The organism is Paenibacillus sp. BT-177 (assembly GCF_025846815.2).
GTDB classification, from domain to species: domain Bacteria; phylum Bacillota; class Bacilli; order Paenibacillales; family Paenibacillaceae; genus Paenibacillus; species Paenibacillus polymyxa_C.
The window spans coordinates 209,997-236,214 of record NZ_JAOYTP010000001.1 but is presented as its reverse complement, the minus strand read 5'-3'; the positions used below and the strand labels follow the sequence as shown (position 1 = coordinate 236,214).

Here is a 26,218-nt window from a genome sequence, read left to right as displayed (position 1 = left end):
CGTCTATAAGGTTGTCTGATATTACATAAGCGCGTATATCAGGTCGCCGCACCGGAGCATGTGGCAAAAAAATTATGAATGGAAGGGTGACGAATGAAGAAATTTGGTTTTTTGTTGTTATTATTTGTCTTCATGTGGGCGGTTCCGGGTTATGGACATGCGGCTTCGAGTGGAACACAAATCTATCTCGACGATCAACAGTTAAGTGTCCCTAGTGGTGCTAAGGCACAAGTAATTGGCGGAAGTACGATGGTTCCGCTGCGCGTAATTTCTGAAAATTTGGGATATGACGTGACATGGAAGCAGCAGGCGCGAACCATAACGATTGAGAAGGACAGTACCTTGATCCGAATGATAATCGGAAGTAAGACGGCGACTGTCAATGGAAGCGACATTAGTCTGGATGCTTCGCCTCTGCTGCGTTCCAATTATGCCCTTGTACCGCTTCGTTTTATCGGCGAGCAAATGGGACTGGACGTAAAATGGGACAGCAGCACCAAGTCCGTAAAATTATATACCCGCAATAGTGGGTCTGGAAACGGGGAATTTACACCTCCTAAGTCCGGAAATAACAGTACAGGTACAGGAAGTGTAACTGCGCCAACCAATAATGCGAGTTCAGGTGTGACGCAGGTGCAGGGAGTCAGTTTCAGCCAAAACCGCTTAACCATCACAACAGCGGGTGCTGTCAAGCCGAAAGCGTTTACGATGACAGGCCCTGATCGGGTAGTGGTGGATTTGCCAGCGACTGCATTTGCGGACAATTTTGGAGACCAGCAGAAGCTGGATAGCAACTTAAATGGTTCGCTGGACATTGAGAATGAAGCGGATGTGTCCGGTATCCGATATGCTTTATTCCAAAAGGAACCATCAACGGTGCGAGTTGTTATTGATTTGAAACATGCCATGAATTATACCGCATATAATGATGGATCGAATCGTGTTATCGTCGATCTGGCTTCCAAGGATTCAGTGAATACAACGCCAGACGCAACGTTACCGGATGGGTCAGAGCCGGACGATACGCAGACATCTCCAGTTAATAGCAATGGTAAAAAGGTCGTTGTTATTGATGCTGGACATGGAGCAAAAGATTCTGGGGCAGTTGGTATTTCAAGAAAAAATTATGAAAAGACCTTCAACCTGGCGATGGCTCTGAAAGTAGAAAGCATATTAAAACAAAACCCCAAGCTTGAGGTTGTGTTAACACGTAGCGATGATACATTTTTGGAGCTTAAACAGCGCGTAAAAGTGGCTGAAAATCTTAAAGCCAACGTGTTTGTGTCCATTCATGCTAACAGCAGCGGTAGCTCAGCTTCCAACGGCACAGAGACGTATTACCAGCGTAGTGCAAGCAAAGCGTTCGCCAACGTTATGCATAAGTACTTTGCTCCTGCGACGGGTCTGACAGACCGCGGCATTCGTTATGGAAATTTCCATGTAATTCGGGAAACGACTATGCCAGCTGTTTTGCTTGAAGTAGGATATCTGAGTAATGCAAAAGAGGAAGCAACACTGTTTGATGAAGATTTTCAAAACCGGGTAGCTCAAGGGATTGCAGATGGAATCACAGAGTATCTCGACGTAAAATAAATCTTCAACAAATCGCTTGCCAACGTCAAGTAAGGAGGGGGACAGACATATGAACAAGAAAATCGTAATTGCAGGTCTGCTGGCACTGTTTGCCATTGCAGGTGCAGGGTGTGCCTCTAAGCAAACATCGGCTCCTGCGACTCCATCTCAGGAAACACAAACTTCAGCTGCACAAAATAGTACACCCGAACAGACGACCCCTGATCCATCAGCTCAGTCTGCTGAAAATAATGGAGCGAGTCAAACACCTGCAACTCCGTCGACGGAGCCTACAAAGACCAAGACGGACACGGAAAAGTCAGGAGATCGTCAAACACAGCAGATCACGGTGTATTATACGGATACACAAGAGAACGGTTTGAAAGAACAAAAAAAGGAAATTACCTATCCGAGCGAGCTGGAAAAATTCCAAAAAGCGTTTGAAGCTCTACAAAAGAGCGGTGATTCTGCTCTGATTCCGTTGTGGTCCGAGAAAATTACCGTGCATAAGATCAAATTGGATAACGGTGCATTGACCTTTGATATTTCCCTGCCGGATGAGGCTCGATTGGGAGCTGGCGGCGAGGAATTGGCTATCGATGCTTTGAAGCAAACGATGTTCCAATTCAAGGAAGTCAAAACGCTGGATTTGCTCGTAGATGGTCAATCTCTGGAGTCCTTAATGGGACATGTAGATTTGGAGCATCCAATGAGCCGTTAATCGATCAGACTGTATGAAAATTTCTTGAGAATTTACACACTTTTCACGTGCAATCTGTGACAGATAATGATAATATAGGAGTGTATTTCTCGCCTATGCAGGCAGTCATGCACAAATAGTATTCGTTTCTTTCCGGATGATTATTTAGAGTGACCGTCTTGATGCGGGCTATCCCGTATCAAGACGTTTTTTTTGCTAGGAGGTAGGATTTCCGTGAATGCAGCAACCGCACGTCATATATTGGACACCATCGGTACGATGTTTCCGGATGCCCATTGTGAGCTGAACCATGACAATGCTTTTGAATTAACGATTGCCGTGTTATTGTCTGCTCAATGCTCCGATCAGATGGTCAATAAAGTAACGGCAGACCTGTTTCAAAAATACAAGTCACCTGAGGATTATTTGGCTGTTCCTCTTGAGGAACTGGAGCAGGATATTCGTAGAATCGGCTTGTACCGAAACAAGGCCAAGCATATTCATAACCTCTGCCGGATTTTAATAGACCAGTACGGGGGAGAGATACCTTCGGAGCATGATCAACTGGTCAAGCTACCCGGTGTTGGCCGCAAGACGGCTAATGTCGTAGTATCTACTGCCTTTGATGTACCAGCTATTGCGGTAGATACGCATGTAGAGCGCGTTTCCAAACGGCTCGGCTTTGCAGGGTGGGATGATTCAGTGCTTGAGGTGGAAAAAAAGCTGATGAAAAGGGTACCTAGGGATGAATGGTCTGTGACCCATCACCGGCTCATTTTTTTCGGACGCTACCATTGCAAAGCTCAAAACCCTCAATGTCAGGTGTGTCCATTGCTGGATGTGTGCAGGGAAGGCAAGAAACGTATGAAAACGTCTCTTATCAGAAAAGATAAGAAACGTAGAGCTTAAAGACCCGAAAGACCTATAAAGGTAATAGAGGGTTTAACCATTTATGTGTAGAAAAGGATGAAGAGTAATGAAGTGCATTTCGGTATATACAGATAATTTTGAGGCGTTCTCCGATATTTTTGAGCAAATTGTAACAACAGAGTTTGCTGAAAACGAAGAGCGCGAGCTAGAGGGAATCACAGTTAGTCATTCTGGTGATGTACCTGAGCATTACCTGGAGCGTATGTCACAAAAACCAGAAGTGGTCGTAATGAAGGATAAATCCCGTGGAATTACGATCTTACAGCATGGTCAAGTATTTGAAATTTTGCTGCCAGTACTTGAGACTGCAGCTAATTAAGTGTAATTAGCGGACGACATGCGTTGCATGTTCCGGTATAGGCGGCTCGGCTGGTCTAACCAGCCCGCAGGCGCATATTTACACGAACCTTGAAGACTGTCATAAAACGCTGGATATGGATGATTTCACATATTTAAATATGAAATCTTCAATTACATTTTCAGAGGAGTTCTTAAATGAGCATTTATGATTATTCAGCGTTTTACATTTCAATATCAGGATTTGCAGCGTCTATATGATCAATATAAGGATAGAGGCTTGGTGATTCTCGGGTTCCCATGCAATCAATTTGCCGATCAAGAGCCGGATTCCAATGAAAGTGTGCAAACATTTTGTACTCTGAATTATGGTGTCGCATTCCCCATGTTCCAAAAGGTGAATGTACGTGATGAGCAGGCTCACCCGTTGTTTACATATCTTGCTTCGTCGTTGCCCTTTGAGGGCTTTGATGAAACACATTCGGTTGCCAAAATACTTATTCCTTTAATTCATGAGCGTCATCCTGAGTACTTACCAGGAGATTCGATCAAATGGAATTTCACGAAATTCCTGATTGATCGGAACGGGAAAGTGATCAAACGATTTGAAGCAACGACAGACCCTTTGGATATGGAAGAATATATTGAAGCATTACTGTGATGATCTGTTTTGGACATTATAAAATAAACTTATGGTTTGCCATTTACAAGAACGCGTTCCCGAAAGCCAGGTACAGGCAGGGAGCGCTTTTTTTAATTTTTTTAATGTGATGATTCTCACAGTGGCTTAGGAATGCTACAATATAGCTATTTGGTGCAGATAAGAAACAAGGAGTGAAACCGTAGCTTATGATGCAAACGATTACAGGAGATGCGGAAAAGTGGTTGAATACGATAGAACAGATACAGGATAACTTGCGTAAAACAGGGGATGAAGCGGGAGCGAGGGCGCTAGGGGATTTACTGGAAAAAGCGCATGCGCAAGAGCTGACCATTGCCTTTTGTGGACATTTTTCAGCAGGTAAATCGAGCTTGATTAACAGCCTGTGCGGTAAAACCGTGCTCCCATCTGGACCGGTGCCTACAAGCGCTAATGTAGTGTCCATCCGTCATGGACGTTCGAGAGTGCTTATTCATCCAGCCCGATCGGTAGAAAACACGGAGCCGGAAATCGTGGAAGCTTCCCTGTCCGAGCTTGCTGAGTATTGTAAAAATGGTGGAGCCTATGAATCCGTTGAAGTATGGGAGGATGTTCCGATATTATCTGGCGGAGGAGTGCTGCTGGATACACCCGGCGTAGATTCCACAGACCAGGGACACGCGATGGCGACACATTCAGCTTTACATTGGGCTGATATTGTTTTTTATGTGATGGACTACAATCATGTCCAATCTGAAAATAATTTGTCTTTTGCCAAAAGTTTGTCGGATTGGGGCAAGCCACTATATTTGATCATCAATCAAATCGATAAGCACCGAGAGCGGGAGCTATCCTTTACACGTTATCGTAATGAGGTGGAAAGCAGCTTTCATGCCTGGCAGGTACATTACACGGACATCCTGTTTACTTCCTTGAAGGAGCAAAATCACCCCTGGAATCAGTGGGAGCAGTTGACGTGCTTGATTCCGAATTTGCTGGAGCGCAAAGCAGAGCTTTTGGCTTATAGTTTAGTGTCTTCTATGCACCATTTGGTAGAGCAGCATGTGGAGACGGTGCAGGCCGCTGAAGAAGAGGAACTGAACGTACTGCTCAAAGAAGCAGGTGGAGAAGAGGCCATTTTGCGCCTGGACATAGAGCAGAAGGCCTTACAGCAAGAGGATGAACACTGGAGGATGCTTCCAGAGCAGGAGCATAAACGGCTGCGTCAAGAGCTGGATCATCTACTGGAACATGCTCATCTCACGCCTGCGGAGCTACGTGAAGCGGCTGGCGAATATTTAGAAAGCCGCAAGCCGGGCTTTAAAACAGGGTTATGGTTTGCCGGAGGAAAGACGGAGCGAGAAAAGGAGCGCCGTTTGGACCGGCTGGCAGGGATGCTGGCTGATCAGGTGGAGGGACAGCTGTTGCCTCATGTACGTGAGTTACTGAGGTCATGGGGAGAAGGTCAAGGTTTGTGGACCGCTGCGATGGAACAGGAGCTGGATGACATCCGCCCTGCAATGGATCGGCAACTGGTAGAGCAGACAGTAAAGGAAAATGCTTTGTCTCCGGAGTATACGTTGAACTATTGCAAGGACTTACGCGCTGCTGTGACCGCTGAGTGCCGCCGCAAGGCGTTGGCGCTGGTAGACCGCCTGCTGGCCCAGCTTGCGGTACGGGCCGAAGCCAACCGCGAGGCTCTCGCGGATGCGCGCACTGCGTTGCTGGCGCAGGCGGACGCGGCGAGCCGTTACAGCACTCGCTTGCAAGCCTTGGCTTCGCACGCCGACCTGCTGCGTAGCATGCTGCCGCAGGCTTCCGCGCCTGGCGGGTTGCCCCGTGTGGGCACGCCTGCTCCTGTGGCCGATACCGCCGCTGCTGCCCCGACAGATACGGCTTCAACAGGTGCCGTGCGTCCAGACATTGCTGGCTCGCACAACGCATCGGTGCAGCCACAAGCAGGCATGACGACAGCGCAGTCTGCCGCCGGGGGCCGCCGTACGCGGCTGGATGCAGCAGCGACACGATTGAAGGCCGCCGCTGCATTAATAAGCCCGTACCCTGCCATGCAAGCGGCTGTTCGGGATTTGCATGCGCGTGCCGCCGCACTGGAGGACGGGCGCTTTACATTGGCGCTATTCGGAGCGTTCAGCGCCGGGAAGTCCAGCTTTGCCAACGCTTTGTTGGGCGAAGCGGTGTTGCCCGTATCGCCGCATCCGACTACAGCAGCGATTAACCGCATTATGGCGCCTACAAGTCATGAGCGCCATGCCACGGCTGACGTCCACATGAAATCAGTGGACGCATTGCGGGAAGATCTTAAATACTCATTTCGGTTATTAGGATTGGGAGAGCCAGCATCCGTGGGCTGGCAAGAAGCCGTAAATTCGTTATCACCAGAAGGCATTCATCCTGCGGGAAGGCCTCATTACAGCTTTTTGAAGGCTGCTGCAGCTGGATGGGAAGAAGCTGAAAGCTTGCTAGGACAACAGCTTCAGGTGAATCTAGAGCAATATCGAGATTTTGTCGCATCCGAGCGCAAATCATGCTTTGTGGAGCATATCGACCTTTATTATGATTGCACTTTGACTCGTCAGGGCATCGTGCTGGTGGATACGCCAGGTGCCGATTCTGTGAATGCACGGCACACAGGTGTGACCTTCAATTATATGAAGCATGCAGACGCTCTTGTATTTGTGACATATTATAACCATGCGTTTACGCAAGGAGACCGGCAGTTCTTGAATCAATTGGGCCGAGTCAAAGAGACATTGGCGTTGAATCAGACGTTTTTTATTGTCAACGCATCCGATTTGGCGTCTTCTGAAGATGAACTATATTCTGTGACTCAGCATGTACAGGAACAACTTCAGGCGAACGGAATCCGCAAGCCGCGTATTTATCCGCTTTCCAGCATGCTGGCGTTGGAAGCAGCCGAGCAGGGAGAGGCTTCGCTACGTGCAGCTTCACGGTTTGATGTGTTTGAAAATGATTTTTCGGCATTTGCAGCCGAAGAGCTGGCAGGTTTGTCTATTGCATCTGCTATGCAGGAGCTGGGACGTCTGCGGAGCCGAATAGAACAACATGCTGCTGATGCCCGGTATAGCGCTGAAGAGCGTGAGCTCCGATTAGAGCAATTAACTCGAATTCGTGGGGAACTGGAGAATGTGCTCCTTGGTTCGACTGACAACAATGGTGGATCTGTGCTGTCGGACGAAACCGATGAACTGTTGTATCATGTTCGCCAAAGGCTAGCCTACCGGACGGGTGAATTTATGGCAGAAGCGTTCCATCCATCTGTTTTGCGTGAAGGAGTAGGTGATCTTCGTTTGGCCTTTGCATCTTGTGGTCGTGAGCTGTTGCGATTGATCGAACTGGAGTTGTCTCAGGAATTGCTGGCAACCACCCTCAGACTAGAAAAAATAGGGCAAGCCTTGGTGCGTAAAGCTATCCAACAGTGCGTAGATCACATGAACCTTCAGTTGAATGGGCTAGATTGCACAGTTCCTGGATTTAGAGAATGGGCTGTCCCCGAACTGAGCGATATTTCCTTACAGGAGTCCATTCAGTGGAAGGATTATTGGAATAGCTTTAAAAATCCAAAGCTATTTTTTGAAGGGATGGGTCGGGCGAATTTACAAACTAGACTGGAGCCCATATTACGCCAGTTAATCGGAGAAGCTGTGGATCAGCAGCGAGAACGAATGTCTTCTTTTTACGTTGCTATGATGCAAGAGGAACAAACATGGCAGAAAGCACAGCTACGAGAGCAAATGCTGGAGACGATTCGTGGTATGGAACATGCACTTAAGGGCGGTGAGGAGCCACAAGTTTGGGAAGAGCTTGCTGATGAGCTCGCGAATTTAGAGTCAATATAAATATGTTCATGATTGTATTAAGTTCAGGACACCGGGTTGTGGGACAATCCGGTGTTTTAAGCATACTTCAAAAAGAAAGGAAAACTGAGGAAATAGCCATATTCAATGATAAGAAAGCGATTTAATTTGTCTAATCACCTACCAATTGCGAACCTGCCTGAAAACGGCCCGTTATCCTCTTTGCCGCCTTGGAACACGGATGGTAAACTTCACTAAGCCATATAACAACGTCGTGCAACTAATGGAGGGACTTGACATGGAAGTGCTCAGGCAACTGCAAGTTTTTTTTCGTGAGAGGAGACATTATCTATTTCTTTCCATTCTATGCCTTGCGATAGCGACGGCCTTGGGACTGGTGTATCCGAACCTGCTCCAACGGCTCATTGATAACGCTATCATTCCCGGTGACTTCGAGAAAGTTCCGGTTCTGGCTCTGACTGTACTGGGAGTCGTGATCATCAAAGGGTTTATGCAATTTTTACATGGTTTTTTTGGCGGACGGCTAGGTAACTATCTGGCGTATCGACTTCGCAATGCCTGTTACGAAAAGCTGCAATTTCTGTCCTTCAGATATTATGACACCGCCAAAACGGGGGATCTTATGTCCCGTCTGACTGGTGATTTGGAGGCGATTCGCAACTTTATCGGGTTTGGTTTTGCGCAACTCCTCAATGTGCTACTGATGGTCGTATTCGGCTCTATCATGATGCTGTATATTAATTGGCAGCTCACACTCTTTACGATGATCAGCATGCCATTGCTACTCTTCGTCACATTCAAATTTGAATCTCGGATTCATCCCACCTTTCAGGAAATGCGAATTGCTCTCAGCGCCCTGACGACAGCGGTACAAGAAAATATTACAGGTGTGCGAACCGTTAAATCTTTTGCTCGCGAATCCTATGAAGTGGAAAAATTCTCCGTACGTAATGAGCAGTACAAAAGTAACCAAATTCAGGCTGCTTCCTTATGGAGTCGATTTTTTCCTGCGATGGAACTGATTGCCTCGGTCAGTGTGGTTCTTCTCTTGGGCATGGGTGGATATCTAGTTATCCAGAAGTCAATGACCTTGGGGGAACTCGTCGCTTTCTTTAGCTTAATTTGGTATATTATCGGTCCCATCTGGAGCATTGGCTTTCATATCAATAACTATACGCAGTCCAAAGCTTCCGGTGAAAGGGTTTTGGAGTTGCTGAATCAGTCTGTAGATGTAACCGATGAAGCTGATGCACTTACACTCAACGCCGATCAGGTGAAGGGACATGTGACGTTTGATCATGTTACCTTTGCTTACGGAAATAAGCTACCTGCTGTTGTTGACATCAATCTGGATGCGCCACCGGGATCGGTCATTGGGATTTTAGGAGGAACAGGTTCCGGGAAGTCGACCATTATTCAACTACTCATGCGAGCCTACAATGTGAATGCAGGAAGCATCAAGCTGGATGGGACGGATATACGTCATTTGAAAATTCGCGATTTACGTGCTCAAATTTCTTCTGTGTTTCAGGAGACGTTTCTGTTCTCGTCCTCTATACGCAACAATATTGCATATGGGTTAAGTCATGTCAGTATGGATGACATCATACGCGTTTCCAAGCTGGCTCAGGCGCATGAATTCATAACTGAATTACCGCTGGGCTACGACACTGTTGTTGGTGAACGTGGATTGGGACTGTCTGGAGGGCAGAAACAACGGATCGCCATCGCGCGCGCACTACTCAAAAATCCGAAAATTCTCGTGCTGGATGATGCTACCAGTGCGGTCGACATGGAGACGGAGCATGAAATTCAGTCCGGTTTTCAAGAGGTTATGCGTGGACGCACAACGTTTATTATAGCTCATCGAATCTCTTCGCTTCGTCATGCCAATGAAATTGTAGTGCTTGAGGAAGGACGAATCGTCCAACGTGGAACACATGAACAGCTCATTGCTACTCCAGGTCCATATCAAGATGTGTATCATATTCAATACGCCGATTACATAGCGGAGGCTCCAGACGGTGTATCCGAAGGGCAGGTGAGACCATGAATATTCCAGTAGAAAAAGCCAAACCGTTAAAGAAGCCGACCAATGAGCGCTTTGTATATCAAGATGATGAGGTCATTGATAAACCGTTTAACTGGGCGGAATTCAAACGTTTGTTAGCATACATGAAACCTTATGCCCGTCAGATTCTGCCGATTCTTCTGGTCATGATGATTCTCGGCACGATTACTAAGCTGACGGTTCCATATTTGATCAGTCTGGCCATTGACAAGGCCATTGCTCCCGCATGGCCTGCACTGCCGAGCGTAAAGTTATTGTTGCTCATTACGGGTGCCGTGCTCTTGTTATATTTAATTCAATGGGCAGCCAGTACGTACCGCATTAAATTCACCAATATTATTGGTCAGCGGGTTATTTACGATTTGCGTGAAGATTTGTTCAAGCATATTCAGAAGCTTTCCTTTAACTTTTTTGATAAAAGACCGGCGGGTTCTGTATTAGTACGTGTGACGAATGACATTAACTCGCTACAGGATTTATTTACGAATGGTGCAGTGAATGTCCTGATTGACTGCGTACAGCTTTTCGGAATTATTGTTATTTTGCTGCTTATTAACTGGAAGCTCGGTTTGGCAGTGATTGTGACCGTTCCGATCATGTTTTTGATCTCGACCAAGCTGCGAGTACGCATCCGTCGCGCCTGGCAAGAAGTACGCATGAAGAACTCGCGTATCAATTCTCATTTGAATGAATCTATTCAGGGAATTCGTGTGACACAAGCATATACGCAGGAGCAGGAAAACATGGCTTATTTCGACGATATGAACAGCTCCAGTAAAAAATCGTGGGATAAGGCTTCTGCTATGAATCAGGTCTTTGGCCCACTTATTGATATTACCGGAGGATTAGGTACGCTTGTGCTGTTCTGGTTTGGAGCGCATTTAATTCAGACAGATCAGCTTACGGTGGGGCTGCTGGTTGCATTCGCCAACTATGTAGGGAACTTTTGGGAGCCAATCAATCGGCTGGGTCAAATGTACAATCAGCTACTGGTTGCGATGGCTTCTTCAGAAAGAATTTTTGAATTCATGGATGAACAGCCGAATATTGCAAACAAACCGGGAGCAAAAGCCTTACCGCCTATCCGGGGTGATATTCAATTTGAAAAAGTCATTTTTGAATATGAAAAGGGACGTCAGGCGCTTAAAGGTATTAATCTTTCTGTCGAGGCGGGTCAATCTATAGCGCTTGTAGGTCATACCGGATCAGGTAAAAGTACAATTATTAATTTGCTCAGTCGTTTTTATGACATTACGTCAGGGCGACTTACCATTGATGGTTATGATGTGCGAGATGTCACGGTGGAGAGCTTGCGCAGCCAGATTAGCATCGTGCTTCAGGATACATTTATTTTTTCGGGGACGATACGCGATAATATCCGATTTGGCCGTTTGGATGCAACGGATGAGGAAATTGAAGCGGCCGCGAAGGCGGTCAATGCTCATGAATTCATTGTTCACTTACCAGATGGCTATGAAACAGAGGTAGAGGAGCGTGGAGGGATGCTGTCCATGGGCCAGCGCCAGCTCTTATCCTTTGCTCGTGCCTTACTGGCTAATCCGCGAATTCTTATTCTGGATGAGGCCACAGCTAGCATTGATACGGAAACGGAGCTGAAAATTCAGGAGGCTCTTCAGGTTCTATTGGAAGGCAGAACTTCTTTTATGGTTGCTCACCGTTTGTCCACTATTCGGAATGCTGATCATATCGTTGTACTGGACCATGGGGAAATCCAGGAAAGTGGTAATCATGAACAATTGATGAAAAAACATGGAATATATCGGGGGCTGGTGGAAGCACAGTTCAGATTTTTGTAAAAAAAAGATCAAAAAATCGCGTTTTTTGTAAATTAAAATGCCGAGCACTATTGCATTCTTGGAGCTAAACCCTGAAAATAAAGATGAAAAGAGATCAGAGCAATATCGTCAGAGGGGGAAGAGTTCAAGATGTGGGGTGCTCCTTTTTCTGCCAAGGCTAAGAAGATGCTACTGCTGGGTAGCGGCGAATTGGGAAAAGAAGTCATTATTGAAGCTCAGCGGCTTGGCGTGGAATGTATTGCTGTAGATCGCTATGAGCTGGCTCCAGCAATGCAGGTGGCTCATCGCTCTCACTGTCTGGATATGCAGGATGCTGAGGCGTTGAAGGCATTAATTCGCAAGGAACAGCCCGACATAATTGTACCTGAAATCGAAGCTATTGCTACGGGTGCTTTGGAAGAATTAGAGCAAGAGGGATTTCACGTAGTACCAACGGCCCGGGCCGCCCGTCTTACGATGGACCGGGAGGGTATCCGCAGGTTGGCTGCCGAGAAATTACAGCTTCCGACTGCCGCCTACCGTTTTGCAGATCATTTTGAGCAGTTACGGTCGGCGGTTCAAGAGCTGGGCACGCCATGTGTGGTCAAACCCTTAATGAGTTCGTCGGGTAAAGGACAGTCTGTATGCCGGACACTCGAAGACGCAGAATCCTGCTGGAATACGGCGCTGGAAGGCGCGCGTGCCAAAACGACACGTGTCATTGTTGAAGCTTTTGTCCCGTTTGAGAGCGAAATTACCTTATTGACCGTCAGATCGGAATCAGGCACGACTTTTTGCCCACCGATTGGCCACATTCAAAAAGATGGGGATTATGTCGAATCTTGGCAGCCTCATGGCATGACGGACAAGCAGCTTTCGGAGGCGCAAGACATTGCCCGTACGATTACGGATGAACTGGGTGGTTACGGATTGTTTGGCGTAGAGCTGTTTTTAACGGCTGATAGCGTCATATTCAGTGAAGTATCCCCGCGTCCGCATGATACAGGTATGGTAACCATGATCACGCAGGATTTGTCTGAATTTGCGCTTCATGTACGGGCGATTCTCGGATTCCCGGTGCCTTCGGTCACGCTGCTTACACCAGGAGCTTCAGCTACCTTGAAGGCAGAAGTGGCTACGCACGATTTCGCAATAAGCGGTCTGCATGATGCACTATTGCTACCCCGGACACAGGTGCGAGTGTTCGGGAAGCCTGAAACCAAGCCGGGACGCCGGATGGCTGTAGCGCTTAGCGCTGCAGAAGATGTGGAGACAGCACGGAAGACAGCCAAAGAAGCTGCCAATATGCTGAAAGTGGAGGTAAATCATGTCTAACAGTGTGATGATTCCAGTACTGACAATTCGTTCCGTAGAGCTTGGCGATTGTGAAGCCGTAACTGGACTACTTAGAGAAGTCGGATACCCGATGACTTGTGGCGTTATGAAAGAAGTTATGGGAACAGCGCAGGAGGACAGTCAAGCGAATATGATGGTTGCAGAAATGGATGGTTGTGTTGTCGGAGTAATCGGCATGCATACGGCTCAAAGCCTGGCCTATCCTGATCCTGCTGTACAAATCACCATGCTGGTCGTGAGCGGGGAGTATCGCGGCGAAGGCATTGGCAAACGATTGGTTGCTTGTGGTGAGGAGTGGGGGCGTGCGCAAGGCTGCTATCATTTATTCATTACTGGAGCGAATAACCGCATCAAACAAGTAGAGGCCCGTGCTTTCTACAACCGAATCGGCTTTGAGAAGCAAGGCTACCGTTTCAGCAAAAAGCTTAGATAATCAGCTTGCAACAAACAATCTAATACTTAAAGCCTCAATATTTTTAACTTAGTCCTGTTCGCCATTGCCGAGCAGGCTATTTTTTTTCCAACTTTTATACCATTGATGATGCTATAAAACATGATATACTGCTAGAGTAAAGATTACAAAGTTGTAACCTGAGACGTTCACACCAAGGCACTTATACAACAAGGAGATGACGAAATGAAGAATATGTTGAAAAAAACACTGGTGATGGGAAGCTTAAGCGCCGTTTTATCCGCAGGATTCATCGTTCCGGCATCAGCTTCACCAGCTGACGATTTGTCTGCCCAATTACAACAATGGTTTCAAAATAACGGATATACAGTCAATATGTCCAACGGGACGACAACAATAACGAAGACTGTCATTAAGGATTATTCTGAAAAGGACAAGGCTAAAACAAAAACAGCAAATCCTTCTTCTGGCAAGCAAACGACGAATCAGGCTAGCCAAAAGGCTTCAAAGACTGTTACCAAGCAACAGACCCAAACACAAAACGCCAACTCAGGTGCAGGTCAGTCTACAGATTCTAATGCACAACTGAGCAAGTCTCAATTTGCAGCCGAGGTGGTAAAGCTTGTAAACAACGAGCGCAGCCAAAAAGGTCTGAAGCCCCTCACCTCTAATGCGAAGCTTACAGAAGTAGCCTTAGCGAAGGCGAAGGACATGAGCACGAACAATTACTTTTCCCATACATCTCCGACTTACGGTTCACCATTTGATATGATGAAAAAATTCGGTGTAACTTATACGTATGCGGGTGAGAATATTGCAATGGGACAAAAAACACCACAAGAAGTAATGAAGGCCTGGATGAATAGTCAGGGACATCGTGAAAATATTTTGAAGGCAGAATATACACAAATCGGTGTGGCTTACTACAATGGATATTGGGTACAAGAGTTCACACGTAACTAAGTTGATAGAAAAAAACGTTTCAAACGTTATTTCTGTTTATAAAAAGATAGTGACGAAACGTAATTTAGAGACCCGCTGACAACGTTCAGCGGGTCTTTTTATGTCGCTTATGACTCTTCAAGCATAAACCATTGCTCTATCCCAGAAAAGACATATGGGACGCGCTTATAGTATGATGACAGTAAGCTGAATGGATAACAGACTACTATTGGAAAGCTAGGTGAACAAATGAGCTACGAAATCGTGCATGAAGGTGCCTTTGCTATGCTCAAGGTACAGTTGAGCCCCGGAGAAACCATTAAAGCGGAAATGGGAGCGATGGTTTCCATGTCTTCCAGTGTAGATATAAAGGGAACGGTAGACGGTGGACTGTTACGTGGTTTAGGCAGAATGCTGAGCGGAGAAAAATTCTTTTTTCAAGAGCTGAGGGCAGCCCGGGGACCCGCTGAAGTACTGCTAGCCCCCGCAAGCATAGGTGATGTACAAGCAGTGGAACTAGATGGCACGTATAGGCTGTTGGTCCAAAAGGACGGTTTTTTGGCCTGTACAGAAGGTATTGAGGTTAGTACCAAAATGCAAAACCTGATGAAAGGTTTATTCTCCGGTGAAGGTTTTTTTATTGTAGAAATCAGTGGCCGAGGCACAGTATTCCTATCCTCTTATGGAGCCATTCACCCTATTTATATTGCGCCAGGAGAGGAGCGTATTATTGATAATGCTCATCTAGTGGCGTGGCCGGATTATATGGATTATAGAATTGAAAAAGCATCTAAAGGCTGGTTGTCCAGCGTAACGAGTGGGGAAGCCCTTGTATGTCGTTTTCGCGGTGAAGGCACAGTACTGATTCAAAGCCGAAATCCGGGTAGTTTTGGACAATGGATTAGAAGTTTCATCCCTGATAGCAAATAGTTTCTTTCCGTCTGATTGCTGATGAGAGGAAGAGCTATTCGCACAAAAAGTATGATAAAAGGATGGGAGTTTTCCATCCTTTTTTAGTATGTTCATGGAAAATTATGTGGGATTGTAATCATTGATTTTCGCTTGAACCAGAACGGTTTATTTGCAAAATGATAGGAGAAGCTTTATGTTTATTTCACCAAGCTATCAGGAGGGAACACGAGTGAATTCATCAAAATGGATTTGGCGGTCTGTCGGTTCCGTTTCCATTGCCGCCACACTGCTATTATTGTACGGATTTATTGCAGCAGTACGAAGTATCACGGCTCCAGAGCCATTGGTAAGTACTCAACCTGTACAATCCGGTTCATCGCAGACACAAACTGCACCATCGGCTACTGCTCAGACGGGAGAATTGCGTGTAGCTGCCATTGGCGATTCGCTAGCCAAAGGAACGGGGGATGACTCTGGAAGTGGTTTTGTGCGTCGGTCGGTGACTTTGTTAAATGATCAGGAAGGACATAAAGCTCAGCTCATAAATAATCTAGGGATTAATGGACTGACGACTCAAGGACTCTTAACCAAGCTGGATGAGCCTGGTGTGTCTTATGTATTGAAGAAGGCTAATGTGATTATAGTTTCGATTGGCGGAAATGATTTATTTCAGGGCGCACAGGCGGCCCAAACCGGCAAAGAGCCACCTACACTCAGCGGTTTGCGCAAAGCTCTGCCTGATGCAGCCAAACGTCTGCAAAAGGTACTGACAAAGGTAGGGAAAATCAATCCGAATGCTAAAATTGTCTATGTAGGATTGTATAATCCATTCAGTGATCTGCGGGAAATGAAAATTCCCGGTAATCTTGTGGTAACTGAATGGAATATGGCTGCCATGGCAATTACCAATCAAAACAGTAATATGACGCTGGTTCCAACTTTCGATTTATTCGAGCAAAATTTGCCCGTCTATTTATCATCCGATCATTTTCATCCCAACGGACAGGGTTATCAGGCAATTGCTGAGCGTATCGCACAAGGATTTGCTGTTACCACGACGAAGGATACCGATCATGTAAATCCTAAACAGCAGTCTACAAGTAGCCAACCTGCAGAAGCGAAAAAGGGAGGGAACAAGTAATGAGCATCCAATCTGCTGACAAGACCGAGGCTGGCGTGACCCAAGATTCGACATCCACGAATGCAGTGTCCAGTCTTCATTCCTCCAATCAGGTTGGTAGCGCAGACAGAGACAGCAGCAATAATGAAATCGTGCTCTCTGTTCAGCATGTTAAGAAACGCATTAAACGCAAAATGATCATTCATGATGTAACGTTCGACGTTCGCGCAGGTGAAATTTTCGGATTTCTCGGCCCCAATGGAGCTGGAAAAACGACGACTATTCGTATGCTGGTCGATTTAATTAAGCCTACGGAAGGGACAATAACTGTATGCGGTCATAATGTAAATCGTGACCCTGAGCAGGCTTTACGGCATATTGGTTCTATTGTGGAAAATCCAGAGGTGTACAGCTACCTGACAGGATGGGAGAATTTAGAACATTTTGCCCGCATGCAGCCTGGTGTAGATGAACAGCGCATCCGCGAGGTGGTTGAGTTGGTTCGGCTCGATCGTCGCATCCATGATAAGGTAAGTACATATTCACTGGGGATGCGCCAACGTCTTGGTATAGCTCAAGCCTTGCTTGGCAGACCTAAGCTACTCATTTTGGATGAGCCGACGAACGGGCTAGATCCCAAGGGAATCAAAGAGATGAGAGCTTTTATCCGTTTGTTAGCGGCAGAAGGCATGGCTGTATTTGTTTCCAGTCATTTGCTCAGCGAGATCCAGTTGCTATGTGATCGTGTGGCAATTATTAGTCGGGGAAAGGTGCTGGCTGTTGGTGGGGTACAGGAACTGGTTGAGACACACTCACATATGGCTGTATGGCAGCTGGAGCCTCGCGATCAGGGCCTTGCCCTATTGCAAAATTCTCCGTATGTGCACATAATTACGAACACCGATGAATTAATTGATGACAGCATTGTTGCAGACAGCGGAGTCGATGCTATTTTTACAGAAATGGATGAAGAGCATATTGCGAAGCTGGTCGCACACATGACAGCTTCCGGTATTTCCGTTAAAGGTGTAACCAAAATTAATCCTACACTGGAGCAACTATTCCTGAAAATGACGGAAGGTGAGATACTTGAATAATATTTTACCGCTCGTACAAAATGAAACCCTTAAAATTATCAAGAAGAAACGATTTTATGTCATTTTACTTGTTTTGCTTGTGCTTGTGCCGATTTTTACGTACGCTCAGATGAAAGTGGCAGAAAACAATCGCGAGAAATTCGGCAATGATTGGCGGCTGGAACTGCGTCAGGCCATTACCGATAACCAAAACTCGCTGGGCAGCGATAGGGTTCCTGAGGAATGGAAGACCTATCGTCGGGTCTTTGTGCAGCAGATGCAATATTATCTGGAGAATGATGTGAATCCTAATGAGCCGAGTGGCGTCACTTTTACCAGAGAGTTTATGGATAACTCCATAAATCTGTTCGTTCCGTTGTTGATCATGGCCATTGCTTCGGACTTGGTTTCAGGAGAACGGACGACAGGCACGATAAAAATGTTGCTGACTCGGCCGGTCAGGCGGTGGAAAATACTGCTGAGCAAGCTGCTGACACTGTATATGTTCGTTTCGCTCATCATTTTGGCCGTATTTGTCATTAGTTATCTCATATCAGGCTTGTTTTTTGGTTTTCGTGGTTTTAATGTTCCGGTATTTACCGGCTTTCAAATTGTTGGATCGACGGTGGATTTGTCTGCTGTACATGCAATTCCACAATGGCATTACCTGATGCTGCAAGCCGGATTGATCTGGTTTGTCAGTCTGGTGGTTGCTTCGTTAGCCTTTATGGTATCTGTTCTGGTACGTAGTACAGCTGCAAGTATCGTGGTCATGATGGCCGCGCTCATTTCGGGCACTATACTGACCAACATGGCTTCATCTTGGCAGAGCGCCAAATATTTATTTATGGTTAACCTCGGATTAACCGATTATTTATCTGGAAGCCCTGCCCCGATTGAGGGAATGACCCTGCCGTTTTCTTTAGCTGTACTGGGCATTTGGGGGGCTGCGGCGTTGATTGTTTCATTCGCCGTCTTTACGAAACGGGATATATTGAATTAAAATGGACAAGGTAAAAGAAAACATCTGTTTGCATTTTTGGTGAAAACCATCAAGAATAAGGCAAAACACGGTTACGATTAGACAAAGGGGGAGCATGAATGGTCGACAAAATCGACTTGTCTGCGGGAGCTTCCGGTACACAGAACGGAGCTTCAGAATATGGCGCGGACGACATTCAAGTGCTCGAAGGGCTTGTGGCAGTTCGCAAACGGCCGGGCATGTACATCGGGAGCACCAGTTCTTCGGGACTGCATCATTTGGTATGGGAAATTGTAGACAACGCGGTGGATGAACATCTCGCCAAGTTTTGCTCTCGCATTGATATCACAATGCATAAGGACGGTTCTGTTACAGTATCAGACAACGGGCGCGGTATTCCTACGGGAATGCACAAAATGGGAATTCCTACGCCTCAAGTTGTATTCACCATTTTGCACGCCGGAGGTAAGTTTGGCGGTTCGGGATATAAAAAGTCCGGGGGTCTGCATGGGGTAGGTGCGTCTGTAACGAACGCTCTTTCGGAATGGCTTGAAGTGGAAATCTACCGGGACGGCAAGATTCATCGTCAGCGGTTTGAATATTGGCAGGACAAGAAGGGCGTGGAGCATGTCGGTGAACCGACCACAGGCCTTGAAGTGCTGGGCAATACTAACAAGACGGGCTCGAAAATTACATTTAAACCGGATATTCGCGTTTTTCAGTCAGGAATTCATTTTAACTACGATACGCTGGCTGAACGCCTTCAGGAGATTGCTTTTCTGAATTCCGGCCTTCGTATTCAGCTTAAAGACGAACGCAGCGGAAAGTCAGATGAATATTTTTATGAGGGTGGAGCAAGTCAGTTTGTTTCTTTTTTGAATGAGGGTAAGGATGTATTGCATGATGTTATTCACTTTAATGCCGAGAAAGAAGACATTGAAGTGGAGATTGCCATCCAATACAATGCCGGCTACACAGAGACGATTGCTTCGTTCGTTAACTCCATTCCGACACGTGGCGGGGGTACGCATGAAACAGGCTTCAAAACCGCTTACACTCGTATCATGAACGACTATGCACGCAAAACAGCGATGTTGAAGGAAAAGGATAAAAACCTGGAAGGTAACGATCTGCGTGAGGGTATGATGGCTGTAATCAGTGTCAAGATGGCCGAGGTTGAATTTGTCGGTCAGACAAAAGATCAGCTGGGTAGTGCTTCGGCGCGGAGTACAGTGGATGCCATCGTATCTGAACAAATGCAGCGCTTTTTGGAGGAAAATCCACAGATAGCGCAAACCTTGATCAGAAAGGCAGTTCAAGCATCCAAAGCGCGTGAAGCTGCACGTAAGGCTCGGGACGAAATGCGTTCTGGCAAGAAACGCAGTGAAAGTTCTAATTTGAATGGCAAACTGTCGCCTGCGCAGTCTAAGGATTTTACACGTAATGAGTTATTTATCGTGGAAGGCGATTCGGCTGGAGGATCGGCCAAGCAGGGACGGGATTCCAAAATCCAGGCAATTTTGCCGTTAAAGGGCAAGCCGATGAATCCGGAAAAATCAAAATTGGCGGATATTATGAAAAATGATGAGTACCGTGCGATTACGGCAGCGATTGGCGCGGGGGTAGGAACAGAGTTCACGCTGGAAGACAGCAATTATTCCAAAATCATCATTATGACTGATGCAGATACGGATGGCGCGCACATTCAAGTACTGTTGTTGACGTTCTTTTATCGGTACATGAAAGAACTCATTGATGCAGGACGCATATTTATTGCTCAGCCGCCATTGTATAAAATAACCCGCAAGTCGGGTAAGCTCGAAACGGTTCGTTATGCCTGGACTGACGAGCAGCTTGATAATTACTTAAAAGAATTTGGACGGAATTTTGAGCTTCAACGTTATAAAGGACTCGGGGAGATGAACCCTGATCAGTTATGGGAAACGACAATGAATCCCGAGTCACGCACCCTGTTGCGCGTTCAGATTGAGGATGCTGCCAAAGCTGAACGCCGTGTGTCCACATTGATGGGTGATAAGGTGGATCCACGTAAGCGCTGGATCGTGGAAAACGTGGATTTCACGGAATACGTAGAGTAGTGCTATTAAATGAGGTGTAGACATGAGCTTATCGGAGCAATTTTTGCCAGCTTATCTGGAGGAAATGGTCGGTGACCGCTTTGGCCGATATTCCAAATATATAATTCAGGATCGGGCGATACCTGATGTACGGGATGGATTAAAGCCTGTGCAACGCCGAATACTGTACGCGATGTACGATTCGGGTAATACCCCGGAAAAAGCGTATCGCAAATCCGCCAAAACCGTTGGGGACGTTATGGGTAATTACCATCCTCATGGTGATTCATCTATTTACGATGGGATGGTACGGATGGCGCAGCCTTGGAAAATGAGCCACGTACTGGTGGATGGTCACGGCAACTGGGGTTCTCAGGACGACGATCCTGCGGCAGCTATGCGTTACACGGAGGCACGCTTGTCTCCGATCGCAATGGAAATGCTGCGTGATATCGAAAAACGTACGGTTTTGTTCAAGGATAACTTTGATAACTCGGCAAAGGAACCTGTTGTGCTGCCATCCCGTTATCCTAATCTGTTGGTAAACGGATCCAGCGGGATTTCAGCGGGATTTGCAACGGAAATTCCAACTCATAGTTTGCGTGAGGTGATTGACGCCACCATCGCAGTGATGGAAAAGCCGCAGATCGAGCTAGAAGAGATTATGACCTTTATTAAAGGTCCGGATTTCCCGACTGGCGGACTCATTATGGGTGGCGAAGGCATCAAGGATGCTTACAGAACAGGCAAAGGACGTATTTATATCCGTTCCAAAACGGAAATTCAGTCTTTGCGTGGAGGCAAGCAGCAACTGGTTATTACAGAGATTCCATACCAGGTTGTTAAATCCAGGCTTGTAACCGCTATGGAAAACATCCGTTTGGAGAAAAAGGTAGAAGGGATTGCCGAGGTTCGTGACGAGAGCGGGCGAAATGGCCTGCGTATTGTTGTCGAGCTGAAGAAGGAAGCGGATGCGGAAGGTATTTTGGCATATCTGCTGAAAAAAACTGATCTCCAGGTGGCTTATAACTTCAATATGGTAGCCATCGTAAACAAAGCACCACACCAGCTTGGATTAAAGTCCATTTTGGAAGCGTATATAGCTCACCAGCGCGAGGTTGTCACAAACCGTATCAAGTTTGAACTGGAAAAGGCGGAGGATCGCGCACATGTACTGGAAGGTTTAGTCAAGGCGCTGAACATTCTGGATGAGGTCATCGCGGCTATTAAAGCTTCTAAAAATCGTCAGGATGCACAAAATAATTTGCAATGGATGTTTGGCTTTAGTGAACGACAAGCGGATTCCATTTTGACTCTGCAATTGTACCGTCTTACGAATCTTGAAATTACAACTCTCGAAAAAGAACTTGCTGACATTCAAAAGAAAATTACTCAATATCGTTCTATTCTGGATAGCGACCGCAAGCTGATCAGTCTGATCCGCAAGGAACTGCTGGAAATTCGTGAAAAGTACGGTATTGACCGTCGCTCGGAGATACAGGGTGAGGTAGAAGAAATTAAGGTAAACCTGGAAGTCATGGTTGCGGCAGAGGATGTGTTGCTGACCCTCTCGAAAGATGGCTATGTGAAACGTACGAGTATGCTGTCGTTCACTCGCTCTGGCGGGGAACGTTCAAACTCAGGTGTTAAAGAAGGGGACTACATTACCCAGTTCCTTGACGTGAATACACTCGATGTGCTGCTCGTCTTCACCCAGCGTGGACAATACTTTTTGCTGCCTGTGCACCAGGTACCAGAGTATAAGTGGAAAGAGCCGGGCACTCCAATTGTCAATGTCATTTCGCTAGCGAAGGAAGATCGGATCGTTAGCGTTATTCCGATCAAAAACATGGAGGAAATCGGCAAAAGCCTGGTGTTTGTAACGAAGAAAGGGCAAGTCAAACGAACTGAACTTACAGAATATGCCACAAAGCGTTCCAGTGCTGTAGCAGCCTGTAAGGTGGCTGGCGACGATGAGATACTATCAGTAACGTTAAGCGATAATAGCAAGGATATAATGTTGATTACCCGTGCGGGGATGAGCATACGCTTCAAGGAGCAAGAGGTTAATGCCATGGGCCGCGTTTCAGCGGGAGTCAAAGGTATACAACTGGCGGAAGGCGATGAAATTGTCGCAGCACTATGGGTAGAAGAGGATGAAGGAGAGGTGCTGGTACTGACCGAATCCGGTTACGGTAAGCGTACGCTACTGCTGGATTATCCTTCTCAGGGAAGAGGCGGTAAAGGAATCAGCACCTTCGAATTCAAGGAAGGCAAGCGGGTGCGTTCGAACGGAACTCGAATTGTGGCTGCCTTCTATTGTCGTGAAGCTGTTCAATTATTTGTCATCACATCAGAAGGGCAGACGATGTCCTTCCTTTCGGAAAAAGCTCCTTTAACCGACCGCAAGGATACAGGCAAGCTGCTGGCTCCTGTGGAGAAGAAGGACGAAATTGTAAATGTGCTGCCGCGTAGTGAACCTCAGAGTTCGCAGACAGTAGAATAATTGTAAAGTCAAGCGTTTTTTAGCTCGAAAAAGAGAGGTCCTCACGTGCCATTCCGGCACGAATGAGGACCTTTTTGCCGTCATGCTGTCGAACCTTGACCTGCCTCCAAATCCGAAGTGAGACTTCCTTCCCCTTTTCATTTGATGCTCCAAAAACGGCAGGAAACTGAGGGGAAATGGCGAAAATTTAATGTGATGAAATACAATCCGGACGGTGGCCCATACGGTAACTTTGATGCTTTTACTGACCCTGTTATTCAAAGGAGTGAGGCAAAATGCAAACGACCGAATTTGCAAAAATCTGGTCCAGAATGGCTAAGGACTACAAGGTTCATATGGAGCAGCAACTAGCTCCATCACTAACTGAGGCTCAACTCACGGTGCTGGAGGTTCTGAACGAATACGGCCGCATGAAGCCGTCTCAACTTATCCCATATCTCGCCACCACACCTGCGGCAGTTACGATGCTATTGGATCGGATGGAGCGGAATCGACTGGTCACCCGGTTCAGAGACGTAAAGGACCGTAGAATTGTATGGATTGTTATTTCAGATCAAGGTAGAGAAGAAGTGGAGCGTGGATTGCAAATCAGGGACGATTTTCTGGGTTCTGCACTAAACCGAATATCTCAGCACAATCAGAATTTGCTGGTTTATTTGTTGGGGAAAATTACAACGAAGTCGAAAACTGCTGTATCAGCCAGTGAAAACGAGGGAATAAAGGAACAAATAGAGCGAGCAGAATAGCTTTCTAAGGCGAATAGAAATGCGCGGATAGATGCCGATCATGGTATCATTTCCGCGCTTTTTTGTGTCCCAAGTATAGGTAGTGTTTGGGGGAATGTTGACATTTACATAAGAGATGATAAAATAATAGTTATAAATCAATAACAATTCGTATACGAATAGTTGCTTGTTTGTGTATATGGGTAAAGAATATGTATTGGGAAGAAGGATGGTTCTAGTGTGTAACAGAGAGGAAGACAGACTTGAGGTGTACCGGATTATTCAATCGGTAAGGGAGGTTAACAAGACAATATTTTATGCTTTCTGGAATGAGGAGCAGCATTTGGATCTGACGGCGATTCAGCACATGGCTTTGGCCATTCTAAATAAACGTCCCAATATTGGGTTATCTGAGCTGGCAGAGATAGCTCATGTGGGAAGCAGCTCTATGAGCGGGGTGGTTGACCGCTTGACCAAGGCGGGATATATCGCTCGTGGACGGCATGAGCATGATCGCAGATCTTTAGTACTGACGCTTACGCCAGAAGGAAAAGATATCATACAAAAGGTAGATGCCATGTGGATGGAACGCGTCTTGCCAATTCTGGACATCCCGAAGGAGCAGCTAGAGTTGCTCTTGGATGTTCATAAACAAATGATCATGAAATTAACACCGAAGGGAATGAATCAACTTGAGCAGTCCTCAAATGACACTACCAGGTAATGTCCGCAGAGCACCCATTGTGGCCGCTCTGTTGATTGGCGCAATTGTTGCGATTTTAAACCAGACGTTGATAAGTGTGGCTTTACCGAAAATGATGAGTGATCTGAATGTAGATGCCAATATAGCTCAGTGGCTTAGCACAGGCTTTATGCTCGTAAACGGGGTATTAATCCCGGTGACCGCATTCCTGATTGCCCGTTTCTCTACTCGTAAATTGTTTATTAGTGCGATGACTATTTTTTCAATCGGCACGCTGTTATGTGCAATAGCGCCGAGTTTTAGTATCTTGCTAATCGGTCGGCTTATTCAGGCTGCGGGTGCAGGGATAATGATGCCATTAATGATGGTCGTTATCTTGAACATTTACCCAATAGAGCGTCGTGGCCGTGCAATGGGAACGCTGGGGCTTGCGATGGGGTTTGCTCCAGCCATTGGACCAACCTTATCTGGTTATATAGTGCAGCATTATGACTGGCGAGTATTGTTCTGGATTATCCTGCCGATTTCCGTGATTTCGATTGTGATCGGATTTATTTTTCTGAAAAATGTAACCGAGCAATCCAAGCCTAAGCTGGACATTCTCAGTGTTATTTTGTCTACACTCGGTTTCGGCGGGCTGTTATACGGCTTTAGTGATGCTGGAACATCAGGTTGGGGAAGTATTCCAGTCCTGTCTACACTCATCGTCGGGACGATTGCGCTTATTTTATTTATTGTCCGACAACTGAAGGTAGATGAGCCTATGCTGGAGTTCCGTATCTTTAAATACGATGTGTACAGCTTGACGACAATCATTAATGTTATTGTGACGATGGCTCTGTACGCTGGTATGATATTACTTCCGATTTATTTGCAAAATATTCGCGGATTTACACCACTCCAGTCTGGTATGCTAATGCTACCAGGAGCGATTCTGATGGGGATCATGTCTCCTGTGACGGGGGCTATTTTTGACCGAATTGGAGCGCGCTGGCTGTCTGTAATTGGGTTGTTGATCATGACTGTAACGACATGGGAATTCACACGTTTAACCGTATCAACCACCTATTTGACACTCTTAATCAACTATACGGTACGGATGTTCGGGATGTCGTTGCTGATGATGCCGATCCAAACGGCCGGACTGAATCAGCTTCCACAACGATTGAATGCCCATGGTACAGCGATGGGCAATACGCTGCGTATGATTTCGGGCTCGATTGGGACAGCAATTCTAGTGACGGTAATGTCTACTCAAACCAGCAATCGTTTAACCACGATGGTTGCATCTGAAGGACTGAACGTTACGGACAAAGCAGGAATGCTGGCTGCTGGCAATCAAGCTACAATTTACGGTATTAACTCGGCTTTTATCATTGCTACACTATTGAGCGTGACGGCTTTGGTTTTAGCGTTTTTCATCAAAAATACGAATGCACAAAACGCTCGTTCCCGTCAACAGCTGGTCAACAGCGAGAAGGGGAAGACCGTGGCTTCCTCATCATAAGCATGGATACATTTTAATTTGCTTTTGTGCAAAAAG

20 protein-coding genes are annotated in these 26,218 nt (G+C 46.4%); all 20 read left to right on the top strand.

All coding sequences use genetic code 11. The features are described from left to right. Window positions 1-93: 93 nt before the first annotated feature. The 20 genes from OIU26_RS01185 to OIU26_RS01090 all read left to right on the top strand — a co-directional run bounded on the left by OIU26_RS01185 (window position 94) and on the right by OIU26_RS01090 (window position 26,182). Window positions 94-1,593 carry an N-acetylmuramoyl-L-alanine amidase family protein gene (locus OIU26_RS01185; protein ID WP_025678589.1) on the top strand — a complete coding sequence of 500 codons (1,500 nt, stop codon included), beginning with the start codon at window positions 94-96 and terminating at the stop codon, window positions 1,591-1,593. 49 nt (window positions 1,594-1,642) lie between these two features. Continuing rightward, window positions 1,643-2,293 (top strand): GerMN domain-containing protein, encoded by a 651-nt coding sequence (locus OIU26_RS01180; RefSeq protein ID WP_013371594.1) that lies wholly within the window; start codon window positions 1,643-1,645, stop codon window positions 2,291-2,293. A 213-nt stretch (window positions 2,294-2,506) separates the two neighbouring features. Beyond that, window positions 2,507-3,181 (top strand): endonuclease III, encoded by a 675-nt coding sequence (nth, locus tag OIU26_RS01175; protein ID WP_025365090.1) that lies wholly within the window; start codon window positions 2,507-2,509, stop codon window positions 3,179-3,181. A 67-nt stretch (window positions 3,182-3,248) separates the two neighbouring features. Beyond that, window positions 3,249-3,521 (top strand): hypothetical protein, encoded by a 273-nt coding sequence (locus OIU26_RS01170; RefSeq protein ID WP_013310628.1) that lies wholly within the window; start codon window positions 3,249-3,251, stop codon window positions 3,519-3,521. Between the two features lie 186 nt (window positions 3,522-3,707). Continuing rightward, window positions 3,708-4,160: a glutathione peroxidase gene (locus tag OIU26_RS01165; protein WP_264215737.1), complete on the top strand. Its 453-nt coding sequence runs from the start codon at window positions 3,708-3,710 to the stop codon at window positions 4,158-4,160. 188 nt (window positions 4,161-4,348) lie between these two features. Continuing rightward, window positions 4,349-8,017 (top strand): dynamin family protein, encoded by a 3,669-nt coding sequence (locus tag OIU26_RS01160; protein WP_264215736.1) that lies wholly within the window; start codon window positions 4,349-4,351, stop codon window positions 8,015-8,017. A gap of 256 nt (window positions 8,018-8,273) precedes the next feature. Next, the gene (locus OIU26_RS01155; RefSeq protein WP_013371589.1) at window positions 8,274-10,049 is read left to right on the top strand and encodes an ABC transporter ATP-binding protein; all 1,776 of its coding nucleotides are present in this window, start codon (window positions 8,274-8,276) and stop codon (window positions 10,047-10,049) included. Further along, entirely contained in the window at window positions 10,046-11,884 is a 1,839-nt protein-coding gene (locus OIU26_RS01150; protein ID WP_058712283.1) for an ABC transporter ATP-binding protein, read from the top strand. The genes OIU26_RS01155 and OIU26_RS01150 overlap by 4 nt, the downstream gene beginning before the upstream one ends. Window positions 11,885-12,013: 129 nt before the next feature. Then, complete coding sequence (gene purT / locus OIU26_RS01145; protein ID WP_165082418.1) at window positions 12,014-13,198, top strand: formate-dependent phosphoribosylglycinamide formyltransferase; 1,185 nt, start codon at window positions 12,014-12,016, stop codon at window positions 13,196-13,198. Then, complete coding sequence (locus OIU26_RS01140; protein ID WP_013371586.1) at window positions 13,191-13,652, top strand: GNAT family N-acetyltransferase; 462 nt, start codon at window positions 13,191-13,193, stop codon at window positions 13,650-13,652. Before purT ends, OIU26_RS01140 begins: the two co-directional genes overlap by 8 nt. Before the next feature lie 204 nt (window positions 13,653-13,856). Further along, on the top strand, window positions 13,857-14,594 hold the full coding sequence (locus OIU26_RS01135; protein WP_058829692.1) for a CAP domain-containing protein: 738 nt from the start codon (window positions 13,857-13,859) through the stop codon (window positions 14,592-14,594). Window positions 14,595-14,822: 228 nt separating this feature from the next. Further along, the gene (locus OIU26_RS01130) at window positions 14,823-15,503 is read left to right on the top strand and encodes a TIGR00266 family protein (RefSeq protein WP_013371584.1); all 681 of its coding nucleotides are present in this window, start codon (window positions 14,823-14,825) and stop codon (window positions 15,501-15,503) included. Window positions 15,504-15,678: 175 nt separating this feature from the next. Further along, a complete protein-coding gene (locus OIU26_RS01125) occupies window positions 15,679-16,626 on the top strand; it encodes a GDSL-type esterase/lipase family protein (protein ID WP_019687812.1) in 948 nt (315 codons plus the stop codon). Beyond that, window positions 16,626-17,702 (top strand): ABC transporter ATP-binding protein, encoded by a 1,077-nt coding sequence (locus OIU26_RS01120; protein ID WP_264215735.1) that lies wholly within the window; start codon window positions 16,626-16,628, stop codon window positions 17,700-17,702. The genes OIU26_RS01125 and OIU26_RS01120 overlap by 1 nt, the downstream gene beginning before the upstream one ends. Continuing rightward, window positions 17,695-18,684 carry an ABC transporter permease gene (locus OIU26_RS01115; RefSeq protein WP_040103529.1) on the top strand — a complete coding sequence of 330 codons (990 nt, stop codon included), beginning with the start codon at window positions 17,695-17,697 and terminating at the stop codon, window positions 18,682-18,684. The genes OIU26_RS01120 and OIU26_RS01115 overlap by 8 nt, the downstream gene beginning before the upstream one ends. A gap of 98 nt (window positions 18,685-18,782) precedes the next feature. After that, window positions 18,783-20,762: a DNA topoisomerase IV subunit B gene (gene parE, locus OIU26_RS01110; RefSeq protein WP_013371580.1), complete on the top strand. Its 1,980-nt coding sequence runs from the start codon at window positions 18,783-18,785 to the stop codon at window positions 20,760-20,762. Between the two features lie 22 nt (window positions 20,763-20,784). Next, window positions 20,785-23,247 (top strand): DNA gyrase subunit A, encoded by a 2,463-nt coding sequence (gyrA, locus tag OIU26_RS01105; RefSeq protein ID WP_013371579.1) that lies wholly within the window; start codon window positions 20,785-20,787, stop codon window positions 23,245-23,247. A gap of 275 nt (window positions 23,248-23,522) precedes the next feature. Then, window positions 23,523-23,993 carry a MarR family winged helix-turn-helix transcriptional regulator gene (locus OIU26_RS01100; protein ID WP_013371578.1) on the top strand — a complete coding sequence of 157 codons (471 nt, stop codon included), beginning with the start codon at window positions 23,523-23,525 and terminating at the stop codon, window positions 23,991-23,993. Window positions 23,994-24,210: 217 nt separating this feature from the next. Then, window positions 24,211-24,696, top strand: a complete 486-nt coding sequence (locus OIU26_RS01095) for a MarR family transcriptional regulator (protein ID WP_264215734.1) — start codon at window positions 24,211-24,213, stop codon at window positions 24,694-24,696. After that, window positions 24,680-26,182: a DHA2 family efflux MFS transporter permease subunit gene (locus tag OIU26_RS01090; RefSeq protein ID WP_264216247.1), complete on the top strand. Its 1,503-nt coding sequence runs from the start codon at window positions 24,680-24,682 to the stop codon at window positions 26,180-26,182. The genes OIU26_RS01095 and OIU26_RS01090 overlap by 17 nt, the downstream gene beginning before the upstream one ends. Window positions 26,183-26,218: the final 36 nt, after the last annotated feature.